The sequence below is a fragment of the Rhodococcus sp. WMMA185 genome (assembly GCF_001767395.1).
Lineage (GTDB): Bacteria > Actinomycetota > Actinomycetes > Mycobacteriales > Mycobacteriaceae > Rhodococcus_F.
Genome location: NZ_CP017014.1, coordinates 4,085,132 through 4,096,597 on the forward strand (window position 1 = coordinate 4,085,132; position 11,466 = coordinate 4,096,597).

The 11,466-nt window shown below is 64.9% G+C and carries 12 protein-coding genes; 5 read left to right on the plus strand and 7 right to left on the minus strand.

Annotated elements, in window-relative coordinates; all coding sequences use genetic code 11:
• Nucleotides 1-19: 19 nt before the first annotated feature.
• The 7 genes from BFN03_RS18435 to BFN03_RS18465 all read right to left on the minus strand — a co-directional run bounded on the left by BFN03_RS18435 (nt 20) and on the right by BFN03_RS18465 (nt 6,459).
• On the minus strand, nt 20-1,108 hold the full coding sequence (locus BFN03_RS18435) for a YVTN family beta-propeller repeat protein (protein ID WP_232320348.1): 1,089 nt from the start codon (nt 1,106-1,108) through the stop codon (nt 20-22).
• 267 nt (nt 1,109-1,375) lie between these two features.
• A complete protein-coding gene (locus BFN03_RS18440; RefSeq protein WP_070380223.1) occupies nt 1,376-2,467 on the minus strand; it encodes a YVTN family beta-propeller repeat protein in 1,092 nt (363 codons plus the stop codon).
• A 172-nt stretch (nt 2,468-2,639) separates the two neighbouring features.
• Nucleotides 2,640-3,182, minus strand: coding sequence for a YncE family protein (locus BFN03_RS20690; protein ID WP_070380224.1), 543 nt, complete (start codon nt 3,180-3,182; stop codon nt 2,640-2,642).
• A complete protein-coding gene (locus BFN03_RS20695; RefSeq protein ID WP_198163296.1) occupies nt 3,116-3,616 on the minus strand; it encodes a YncE family protein in 501 nt (166 codons plus the stop codon). Before BFN03_RS20695 ends, BFN03_RS20690 begins: the two co-directional genes overlap by 67 nt.
• A gap of 185 nt (nt 3,617-3,801) precedes the next feature.
• Nucleotides 3,802-4,890, minus strand: a complete 1,089-nt coding sequence (locus BFN03_RS18455; RefSeq protein ID WP_157109652.1) for a beta-propeller fold lactonase family protein — start codon at nt 4,888-4,890, stop codon at nt 3,802-3,804.
• A gap of 212 nt (nt 4,891-5,102) precedes the next feature.
• Entirely contained in the window at nt 5,103-5,732 is a 630-nt protein-coding gene (locus tag BFN03_RS18460) for a CDP-alcohol phosphatidyltransferase family protein (RefSeq protein ID WP_070380227.1), read from the minus strand.
• Nucleotides 5,710-6,459 (minus strand): TVP38/TMEM64 family protein, encoded by a 750-nt coding sequence (locus BFN03_RS18465; protein WP_232320350.1) that lies wholly within the window; start codon nt 6,457-6,459, stop codon nt 5,710-5,712. The genes BFN03_RS18460 and BFN03_RS18465 overlap by 23 nt, the downstream gene beginning before the upstream one ends.
• 169 nt (nt 6,460-6,628) lie before the next feature.
• On the opposite strand from BFN03_RS18465, the gene BFN03_RS18470 reads away from it, so the two are divergent.
• The 5 genes from BFN03_RS18470 (at nt 6,629) to BFN03_RS20875 (ending at nt 11,399) form a co-directional block, all read left to right on the plus strand.
• The gene (locus BFN03_RS18470; protein WP_232320352.1) at nt 6,629-7,855 is read left to right on the plus strand and encodes an ABC transporter substrate-binding protein; all 1,227 of its coding nucleotides are present in this window, start codon (nt 6,629-6,631) and stop codon (nt 7,853-7,855) included.
• A 28-nt stretch (nt 7,856-7,883) separates the two neighbouring features.
• A complete protein-coding gene (locus tag BFN03_RS18475; protein ID WP_232320353.1) occupies nt 7,884-8,747 on the plus strand; it encodes an ABC transporter permease in 864 nt (287 codons plus the stop codon).
• Nucleotides 8,748-8,785: 38 nt separating this feature from the next.
• Entirely contained in the window at nt 8,786-9,529 is a 744-nt protein-coding gene (locus tag BFN03_RS18480) for an ABC transporter permease (protein WP_232320355.1), read from the plus strand.
• Nucleotides 9,526-10,569, plus strand: a complete 1,044-nt coding sequence (locus BFN03_RS18485; RefSeq protein WP_070380230.1) for an ABC transporter ATP-binding protein — start codon at nt 9,526-9,528, stop codon at nt 10,567-10,569. Before BFN03_RS18480 ends, BFN03_RS18485 begins: the two co-directional genes overlap by 4 nt.
• 68 nt (nt 10,570-10,637) lie before the next feature.
• Nucleotides 10,638-11,399: a DUF4190 domain-containing protein gene (locus BFN03_RS20875; RefSeq protein WP_232320356.1), complete on the plus strand. Its 762-nt coding sequence runs from the start codon at nt 10,638-10,640 to the stop codon at nt 11,397-11,399.
• Nucleotides 11,400-11,466: the final 67 nt, after the last annotated feature.

Here is an 11,466-nt window from a genome sequence, read left to right on the forward strand (position 1 = left end):
CCAGCGCTCGAACCGGGTGTCAGCTGAACGTGCTGGCTGCTCCCGATCCGCTGCCGGTCAGTGATCCGAAGTCGAGGCACAGCGACCCGAGACACTTGTCGATGGCGATCACCGAGACCGTGTCGTCCTCACGGTTGGTGACGTAGGCGCGTTTTCCGTTCGGGGTAACCGCCACCCCGGTCGGGGCAGCCCCGACACCGATGGTGTCGATGACGGTGTTGGTGCCGGTGTCGATCACCGACACCGAATTATCCGATCTGGTGGTGACGTAGGCGCGTCTTCCGTTCGGGGTAACAGCCACCCCGAACGGAATGTTCCCGACCGTGATGCTGTCGACCACCATGTTGGTGAGAGTGTCGATCACCGACACCGAATTGTCGAAGCCGTTGGCTACATAGGCGCGTGTTCCGAATGGGGTGATCGCCACCCCGAACGGGCGGTTCCCGACCGTGATGGTGTCGACCACCATGTTGGTCGCGGTGTTGATCACCGACACCGTATCGTCCCCGGCGTTGGTGACGTAGGCGCGTGTTCCGAACGGGGTGATCGCAACACCGGTCGGTTCATCCCCGACCGTGATGGTGTCGACCACATTGTTGGTTCCGATGTCGATCACCGACACCGTATCGTCCAGAATGTTGGGTACGTAAGCGGTGGTGCCGTTTGGGGTAATCGCCACCTCCCGGGGGCCGTTCCCGACCGTGATGGTGTCGACCTCCGTGTTGGTGGCGGTGTCGATCACCGACACCGTGCCGTCGGTGGCGTTGGTGACGTAGGCGCCAGCGCCGTTCGGGGTAATCGCTACCCAGAACGGGCGGTCTCCGACAGGGACAGTGGTGATTTCGGCGTTGGTGGCGGTGTCGATCACCGACACCGTGTCGTCGAAGTCGTTGACGACGTATGCGCGGGTTCCATTCGGGGTGATCGCCACCCCTGCCGGGCCGTCCCCAACAGGAATGGTGTCGATGACGGTGTCCGCTTCCGCAGCCGCTGACCCGGCCCCGGCGATGCCGAGCACCATCGCAGATGTGGCCAGTACGCTGCTCAACAGGCGCCGCGCACGACTCCGGACAGTGCGATGGGTGTGAAATCCACTGTGGTGATTCACATTTTCTCCTACCGCGCGAGGAACAAAACGGATCAACCGTGCGTGGGCGAGCCAGCGGTCGGGCGAATGCCGGCAGCCTATCGGAGGCTAACAGCCGGATACTGATCTGGATCCCGAACACGCCGAAACATTCACGGTCGCAATGCCGCACGAATCCGGACAGGTGCCAGGGTTCGCACCCAACGCCCATACACGCTCACGAGCCACATGATGCCGCCACAGGCATGGTTGCCGGTGGCGGCGTCACGCGTCTTCGTGGGGGTGGTGTCAGCTGAACACGCTGCCACCGCCAGAGCCGCTGCCGGTCAGCGAGCCGAAGTCGATGCACAGCGAGCCGAAGCACCCCTCGATCGCGATCACCGACACCGTGTCGTTCGAGGTATTGGCGACGTAGGCGCGGGTGCCGTCCGGGGTGATCGCCACCCCGAACGGGCCGTCACCCACGGGGACGGTCTCGATGACGGTGTTGGTGCCGGTGTCGATCACCGACACTGTGCTGTCGGCCGTATTGGTGACGTAGGCGCGTTTCCCGTTGGGGGTGATCGCCACCCAGAACGGATCATCCCCGACGTCGATGGCGTCGGTGGCGGTGTCGGTGGCGGTGTCGATGACGGCCACCGTGTCGTCAGCAATGTTGGCGACGTAGGCAAGTGCCCCGTTGGGGGTGATTGCCACGCCGAATAGGCTGCCGCCAACGGGGATGGTGTCGATTTCGGTGTTGGTGGCGGTGTCGATCACCGACACCGTGCCATCACCGGCGTTGGTGACGTAGGCAAATGCCCCGTTGGGGGTGATCGCCACCCCGGCCGGGTTGGGCCCGACCGGGATGGGTACGCCGACGACCGTGTTGGTGGTGGTGTTGATCACCGACACCGTGCCGTCAGCGTTGTTGGTGACGTAGGCGAATGCCCCGTTGGGGGTGATCGCCACCCCGAACGGGGCGGGGCCCACCGGGATGGGTACGCCGACGATCGTGTTGGTGGTGGTGTCGATCACTGACACCGTGCCGTCGCCGTTGGCGACGTAGGCGCGGGTGCCGTCCGGGGTGATCGCCACACCGGTCGGGGCAGGCCCGACATCGATGGTGTCGATGACGGTGTTGGTGGCGGTGTCGATCACAGACACCTTGCCGACATTGATGGTGGTGACGTAGGCGCGGGTGCCATCCGGGGTGATTGCTACACCGAAGGGGCTGGTCCCGAGGTCGATGGTGTCGATGACAGTGTCCGCAGCTGCGGTCGCCGGTCCAGTCCCGGCGATGCCGAGCACCATCGCGAGAGTGGCCAGTGTCCCGAGCACCAGGCGTCGGGTGCGGCCCCGGATCGTGGTAGAGGTGTGGAAAGTGCTGTGGTGATTCACATTTTTCTCCTGCCGTGCGAGGAACGAAACGGATCGACCATGCTGCGGAGAGGACCGGTGGTCGGATGCGGACGCCGGTAGTCCAACGGAGGTTAGCCGCCAGATAGCTATCTTGGTTCGAGGCGCGCCGAATCGATCACGGCCGTGCCATCTGGGCTTTGCAGCGGGGGTGTCAGCTGAACGTGCTGCCGGCGCCCGAGCCGCTGCCGGTCAGGGAGCCGAAGTCGATGCACAGCGAACCGAGGCACTGGTCGATGGCGATCACCGACACCGTGTCGTTGAAGCGGTTGGTGACGTAGGCCCGGGTTCCGTCGGGGGTGATCGCCACCGCGTTCGGAAAGTTCCCGACTGCGATGGTTGCGTCGACGATCGTGTCGGTGGCGGTGTCGATGACCGACACGGTGTTGTCACCAGCGTTGGTGACGTAGGCGCGGGTGCCGTTGGGGGTGATCGCCACCCCTTGCGGGGTGGCCCCGACTGGGATGGGTGCGCCGATGACGGTGTTGGTGGCGGTGTCGATGACCGACACGGTGTTGTCGCCGTTGTTGGTGACGTAGGCGCGGGTGCCGTTGGGGGTGATCGCCACCCCGATCGGGGCTCCCCCGACTGGGATGGGTGCGCCGATGACGGTGTTGGTGGCGGTGTCGATTACCGACACGGTGTTGTCGCCAATGTTGGTGACGTAGGCGCGGGTGCCGTTCGGGGTGATCGCCACCCCTTGCGGGCTCCCCCGACTGGGATGGGTGCGCCGATGACGGTGTTGGTACCGGTGTCGATTACCAACACCGTGCTGTCACTGGGGCTGGTGACGTAGGCGCGGGCTCCGTTCGGGGTGATCGCCACCCCGATCGGGCCGTTCCCCACGGGGATGGGTGCGTCGACGATGGCGTTGGTGGCGGTGTCGATTACCGACACGTTGTCGTCGACTTCGTTGGTCACGTACGCGCGAGTGCCGTCCGGGGTGATCGCAATCCCGCGTGGTGAGGCTCCGACGCCAATGGTGTCGATCACCGTATCCGCGGCCGCGGCGCCCGCCCCCGCTCCGGCGATGCCGACCACCATCAGGGCGGTGGCTGTGACCCCGAGGAGCATGCGTCGGACGCGCTTCCCGGCCGGGGGATGGGTGCGAAACCCTCTGTGGTGATTCACATTCTTCTCCTACGGTACGAGGAACAAGACCGATCAACCATGCCGTCGCGGAGCTGGCGGTCGGATGCGGACGCCGGCAGCACATCGGATGTTAACTGTTAGATAGCTATTGGGGCCTCGGGCACGCCGGAACTGGTACCGCCGCTCTGGCGCACGAGCATGGCGACGAGGCGGCAGGCTGGGTGTCAGCTGAACACGCCGGCGGCGTTCCAGACTGGGTCGGTCAGCGAAGCGAAGTCGATGCACAGCGCTCCGATGCATTGGTCGATGGCGATCACCGAAACAGTGTCGGCACTGGAGTTGGTGATGTAGGCGCGTTTCCCGTCCGGGATAATTGCCGCCCCGCGTGGTTCGTTTCCGACTGCGATGGTGTCGATCACCGCGTCGGTGGCGGTGTCGATCACCGATACCGAGTCGTCCCCGGCGTTGGTGATGTAGGCGCGTTTCCCGCTCGGGATGATGGTCACTGCGCGTGGTTCGTTTCCGACTGCGATGGTGTCGATCACCGCGTCGGTTCGCGTGTCGACCACGGATACCGAGTCGTCCCCGGCGTTGGTGATGTAGGCGCGTTTCCCGTCCGGGATGACCGTCACCGCGCGTGGTTCGTTCCCGACCCTGATGGTGTCGATCATCGTGTGGGTGGCGGTGTCGATCACCGATATCGAATTGCTCGAACGGTTGGTGACGTAGGCGTATTTCCCGTTCGGGGTGATTGCCACCCCCTGCGGCTCTGCCTCGACCGCGACTGTCTTGACCTCAGAGTTGGTGGCGGTGTCGATCACCGACACCGAACCTCCCAAGGCGTTGGTGACGTAGGCGAAGGATCCGTTCGGGGTGATCGCCACACCGAACGGCAAGCTTCCGACCGTGATGGTGCCGACTTCCGAGTTGGTGGCGGTGTCGATCACCGACACCGAATCGTCCAGGAGGTTGGTGACGTAGGCGAAGGATCCGTTCGGGGTGATCGCGACGCCGGACGGGCCGTCCCCGACCGTGAGGGTGTCGATCTCTACGTTGGTGGCGGTGTCGATCACCGATACCGAATCGTCGAGGCTGTTGGTGACGTAGGCGAAGGATCCGTTCGGGGTGATCGCCACCTCGATCGGTACGTTTCCGGCGGGAACGGCGTCGATGACGGTATCCGCGGCCGCGGCCGGCACCACCACCCCAGCCACACCGAGCACCATTGCGAAAGTGGCCGATACCCAGAGCAATAGGTGTCCGGCAGATCCTCGAACAGTGTGATAGGCGCGAAATCTGCTGTGGTGATTCACATTTTTCTCCTGCCGTATGAGGACCAAAACGGATCAACCATGCTGCGGGAGAACCTGCGATCGGATACCGGTGCAGGTAGCTAACCGAAGGGTAACAATCGGATACCGAACTGAGCCTCGGACACGCCGAGGACAGAGAAGACGGCTAAAGGAGCCAAATTCCGAGCTGAAGATTCTTGCGGGCGGAAAGCGCTAAGGCCTTGCCACGGTGGCTATTGCAGAGCGCGGTACCCCGCGACGATTCGCTGGATCGAACTCACCGCCACCACCGCAGCCCAGACCACTGCGATTTGCCACGCGAATGCCGAGAACACCAGCCACAGCGCATGCACAGCAATTGTTTCCGTACCCTCGGCCAGGCCGCCGAGGAATGACAGGGACCGACCGTCGTCCAGGCTTCGACCACTCCGTTCGGCAATCGACGAGAAGGCGAGGAACGCGCTGCCGTTGATGTAGTAGGCGAGGAGTACGAGAAGGAACGGCCACCACGGCGCGCCGTACGCGGCGCTGGCACCGATCGCCACACCGACGACGGTGCTCCCGTACACGATGAAATCCGCAGTGATGTCGAAGAATCCGCCTGCACCGGCATCGTCATGCGTGGATCTGTGAGCCCGACGGCGGCGTGCGAGAGGGCCGTCGAGGCCGTCGGCGAGCCGCGAGAGCAGCCACAGGACCAGTGCCACCCACCATAATTGGAGCCCGGCAGTGACCGCGCTCCCGAGTCCGAGCGCCAGGCCCACCCCGGTGATCCGGTCCGGGGTGATCGAGGGAATGTCGATAGCTGCGGCGCAGCGGGCAAGTGGTCGGTCGAGTTTCCTACGCAGATACTGGTCGATCATCCTGGCCGTCCACCCCTGTGCTCTCGACGTCCGCGGCGTTCCTGGTGTTCACGGCACGCGTGAATCCCATCCGCCGTGCAAGATATCCGGTGCCGAGGCTGAGGAGGATGATCGCGAGTACCGCGAGGGCGAAGGGCCATGACAGAGGTGACGTGCCGTACGCGCCGAGCGCCGTGTATCCGACGGTGGCCGGAATTATCCCTGCCGCGGTGCCGATGACGTAATCGCGTTGCCGCACGGCACTCAGCCCCGCGGCATAGTTGACCAGGGCGAACGGGAACAGGGGAACGAGTCGCACGATCAACACCGAGGTGAATCCATTTCGCTCGAGCAGTGAGTCGATCGCGCGGACCTTGGACCACTCGATCCGTGCGACCCCGCCGCGGCCGAGCGACCGCGACACCCAGTAGGCCACCCAGGCACCGAGGGTCGCTGCGACGACCACGACGAGAACCCCGGCCACGAGTCCGAACAGCAGGCCGCTGGCCACGGTGAGCGCGCTCGCGGGGAAGGGAGTGAGAGTCGCAACGGCATAGAGGAGGACGAAGACAACCATCCCCCACGCGCCGGCTGAGGCGACCTGGTCGCGCAGCGATGACGGGTGCGGGACGTCGATACTCAGCGCCACGAGACCGCCGGCGAGAATGATGACGGCGAGTATCCCAATCTTGAGCCGGTTGTCCCAGCCCGCCCGTCCGCCGGTCGCCACCTTCTCTTCGATTTCCACCGCATATCCTCGTTCTTGTCGGCCGTTCTCGTCCCGGCTGCGAAGCACCGCCACACACCACGATGCCCTGGTTCCATCGCAACGGGAAGGCATCGAGGGTTTCGTTGTGTTCCCGAAACGAAGAAATTCGTCCGATCCATCCTGAGGGGTGGACCGCCCGGAGGTGTTTGTGAAGCAGTTCGTCATCGCATCAGGGCTCAGCATCGGTTTGCTTCTCAGCGCGTGTAGCGCGCCTGGTTCCGAAGCTCCGGTCGCGGAGAACCTGTCGTGGAATGAGATCGAGGAGCAGGCCCAGGGGCAGACGGTGTCGCTGTGGATGTACGGCGGCGACGAACAGGGCAACACCTACGTCGACGAGTTCCTCACCCCGGCAGCACAGGCTGCAGGGGTGACACTTCGTAGGGTGCCCGTCGCGTCCACCTCGGACGCCGTCAACCGGATCCTGTCGGAAAGGCAGGCCGGCGTCACCGACGGGGACGTGGACTTGGTGTGGGTCAACGGTGACAATTTCGGGACAGGTAAGCAGGCCGGTGCCTGGCTGTGCGGGTGGACCTCCACTCTTCCGAACATGGATTACACGAATCCCGACGATCCCCTGCTCAGCAGTGACTTCGGCACGCCGGTGGACGGTTGTGAGGCGCCGTGGCACAAGGCGCAGTTCACCCTCGTCTACAACGCCGAGGCCGTCCCCGACCCGCCGACGACCCTCGCCGACGTCCTCGACTGGGCGCAGGCGAACCCGGGCCGGTTCACCTATCCGGCGCCGCCAGATTTCACCGGATCGGTGTTCATCCGCGAGGTACTCGCCAGTGTGTCGGGTGGCGCGGAGAATGTGCCGTCCCAGTTCAGCGAGGCGGATTACGACCGTCTGACGCCGGCTCTGTACGACCGACTGCGCGAGATCGCCCCGTCTCTGTGGCGCGAGGGGACGACGTATCCGCAGACCTCGTCCGAGCTCGACGACCTCTATGCCGGCGGTCAGGTCGACATGACGATGACCTACGGGCCGGCGGCACTGACAGATCTGGTGGCTCGGGGAACGTATCCACCGCAGACCAAGGTGCTGCAGCTTGACGAGGGCACCGTTGGGAACGCCAGCTTCCTCGCCATCCCCTCCACCTCGGACAAATCGGCCGCTGCCCGCGTGGTGGCCAACCTCGCGCTCTCACCTGACCAGCAACTCATCGCGGCCCGCCCGGATGTCTGGGGTCAGTTCACAGTGCTCGACGTCGACAGATTGCTGCCCGCCGATCGAGAGGCGTTCCGTGCGCTACCGTCGTCTTCTGTGGTCCCGACCTACGACGTTCTCTCCCGAGGTGCGCACCCCGAGTTGTCGGCGCAGTGGGTCGGCCCGCTCGACGACGGTTGGCGGCGCAACGTCCTCGCGCGGCGATGAGGGGCTGTTCGATGAAGAACCAATGCCGGTGACGGCGGATCGCGTCCAGGCCCACGCGCCACGTCGAAGTAGTTGGCGCAGCACCGTGTGGGTGCTGCCTGCGGTGATTCCAGTGGTCGCGGTCGTCGGTGCCGGTATCGGCACCGCATTGGTGCAGAGTCTCGGCCTGATGCCGCTGGTCGGTGACCCGGAGCTGACCACTCAGGCCTACACCGCCAACTCCGAGGATCTGCTCACCTCCGCGCTGCTCACACTCGCCATCGCGGTCGTATCGACCGCTCTCGCTGCCGCGATCGGACTGACCGCGGCACTGTCGGTGCTGACCGGACGCCGGACGGCAATGTTTGCCGCAAGCCTCACGGTCCCGGTGCCACACCTGATCGGTGCCGCCACGATGGGGTTGCTACTGGCCGATTCCGGACTGCTCCCCCGGTTGCTCGGACTCGATGAGGGTGGATGGCCCGCCCTGGTCGGAGGTCGGTGGTGGATTGCCGTGATCGTGGAGTACGCGTGGAAGGAATCTGCGTTCATCGCGTTGGTGGTTGCCGGAACGCTCGCCACCCGCGTGGCCCGCTACGACGAGACCGCCGCAACGTTGGGGGCGGGCCGCCGCGCGCGGCTGCGGCTGGTCACGTTGCCACTGGTCATGCCCGCCCTGATCGCGTCTTCGGCGATCGCGTTCGCCTACACGGTCGGCTCCTACGAGGTAGCGAAAATTCTGGGCCGCGCGCATCCTGAACCGCTGCCGGTGATGGCGGTTCGCTTGTTCACCTCGATCGATCTCGCCACGCGACCCGAGGCGGCCGCGGTCGCGGTCGTCACCACGGGTTTGGCGCTGGCAACCGCGGCGGTGGCACTCGCGGCATTGCGCCGTTCGGCGGTGTGGCAGTGATGCGCGTGGGTGGCCGGTCGGCCATGACAGGAGTCCGCGTGCTCTTGGTGCTCTGGTTCGTTGTGCCCCTGGTTCCGCTCGTCCTGTGGGTGTTCGCGAATCGGTGGACCTTTCCCGACGTTCTCCCTCAGGAGTGGGGATTCGACGGACTACGCAGCGCAGCCGACGCCGGTGCTGCGCGCGCGTTCGCGACGTCGACAGCCCTGGCGCTGTCGGTGTCCGCCATTGCAACGCCCCTCGGCGCCCTGGCCGCGAGGGCGCTGGTATCCGGACGGGTACACCTGCCCGGAGTCGTCGCCGCGATCCTGTTCGCACCGGTGTGTTTGCCGCCCTTTGCCGTCGCGCTCGGTCTGGATGTGCTGGTCCTTCGAACCGGCATTGCCAGCAGTGTGGCGGTGGTTGCGATACTCTCCGTAGCCGCGATCCCGTATACGACGTACGTGATGCGGGTGGCCTTCGGCGCGTACGACCGCGGTTACGAGGAGGAGGCGCGCACCCTCGGTGCTTCCCACAGGGCGGTGCTGTGGCGCGTCCAGATACCGTTGCTCGCACCCGCGCTCGCGGGTGCCGCGTTCCTGGCGTTCCTGGTCGGATGGAGCGACTACATCGTGACGTTGCTGATCGGGGGCGGACGGCTGATCACGGTCCCGATCCTGGTGGCGTCGTTCGCCTCGGGGACAGGCAACGACTCGGTGGTGGCAGCACTGTCGATCCTTGCGCTCATCCCGCCTCTGTTCCTGCTGATCATTCTCGGCCGCACCGGTCGGAGGGCGCTGCCATGAGTTCAACGCTGTCACTGACTCGCCTGAGGCGGCATCACCCTGGTCAGCAACATCCCGCCCTAGCCGACATAGATCTCGAAGTTCCGGCCGGTTCGTGCACTGCGATACTCGGACCCTCGGGTTCGGGGAAGAGCACAGCACTGCGGCTGATCGCCGGACTCGACGCTCCGACAAGCGGATCGGTGGCCCTCGACGGTGTCGATGTCACCGCGTTGCCCCCGGAACGACGAGGGATCGGAATGGTATTCCAGCGACCGCTGCTCTTCCCTCACATGTCGGTCATCGACAACGTGGGGTTCGCGGCCAGGGCGGCGGGCCAGTCGCGCTCGGCATCGCGTTCGAGTGCCCGCCGCTACCTCGACTTGGTGCACCTGTCCGAATTCGCCGATCGCCCTGTCAGCGCGATCTCCGGTGGGCAGGCCCAACGTGTCGCCCTGGCACGTTCCCTGGCCGGGACGCCCCGGGTGTTGTTGCTCGACGAGCCGTTCAGTGCGCTCGATTCGGTTCTGCGCGAAGACATGTACGAACTCGTCCGGGAGATCCGGAATGAACTTTCCCCGACCATCGTTCTCGTCACCCACGATCGACACGAGGCTGCCGTACTGGCGGACTCCGTGGCCGTGCTGATCGACGGCGTTCTCGAACATCATTCGGATGTCAGCTCCGCCTACACCCAACCCTCGACGCTGGCGGTCAACCGGTTGATGGGCGGAATCAACGAGATACAGGGACGCCTCGACGGCGGAGTACACCACTCCGACCTCGGGGCGCTGGAGTTGCCGCCGGGTAGATCGGTGTGTGAGGACGGACCCGCGGTTCTGCTGATCCGACATGAGATGATCCAGATCGTCGATCGCTCAGCGGAACTGCCGACTGGAGTGATCTGCGGTGTGCGTCCGGCGGGGCTGCGCTGCATCGCGGACGTGCGAGTGGGGTCGGCGACGGTGTGCGCCGAATTGCCGACCGGAACCACTGCCACCGTCGGTGCCGAGGTCGGGCTCGAGATTCCCCTCGAGGCGCGAACCGCCGTCACTCGGTGATGCTGCATGGGGGGTGATCACCGGCGGCGGCACCGATGGGTGACCTGTGTTACGGCAGAATGCCGTGAATGTCTCTATATCCGAGTGATCCGATGTATCACTATTCCGCTCCCTCCGCACAGACGGGCAAGGCAGGGTTGGACTTGAAGCCGCCGTTCTGGATCGCCCTGGGGATCGTTCCCACTGGACCGCTGTGGGTGCTCGTGGGCACCGTGATCGGACTTCCACCGACCGTGGTGGTCTCTTTCGCTACAGGGGGGATCGGTTGGTTCATTGCGAAACGTGCCCGACAGTCCGAACAGACGCGGCCATGGCATTGGGTGCTGGCGGGCAGTGGATTCTTCGCGGTCTTGCTAGCGATCCTAGGGCTTCTCGCAGTTCGCGGCGGCGGGGTGACCGACGGCGACACCTTCCTGGCAACCACGATCATCTTCTTGCTGGCAGGCGTGGGCGGTGGCTCTGTCACGGTCATCGCCATGCTGATTGCCGCCGTCGTACAACGTTCCAATCCTGCGGCTGCGGAAAGGACTCCACAGGGTCAGATGGTCGCACCCATCGTCGGCTACTCCGCGGATGGGCAACCGCAATACGGCCCGCCCATCTACATGGAGTCGCGGAACAGCCGCACCAATGTGTTCGCGATAGCGGCTCTCGTATCAAGCATTTTCGGTGGATTGCCCGGAGCATTGCTCGGTCACTTCGCGCTGAATCAGATTAGGCAAACCGGTGAGAGGGGTCGCGGCATGGCGATCGCGGGCATCGTGTTGGGTTACGTCTTCCTGATGGTGTGGGGGGTCTTCGTCATAGGAACCGTCGACTCTCTGTCCTGACGGCAACGTCTTCATCAGCGCACTCGTCGATCAGCCCCGATCCGGAACCCGACGGGGCCGGGAGGTT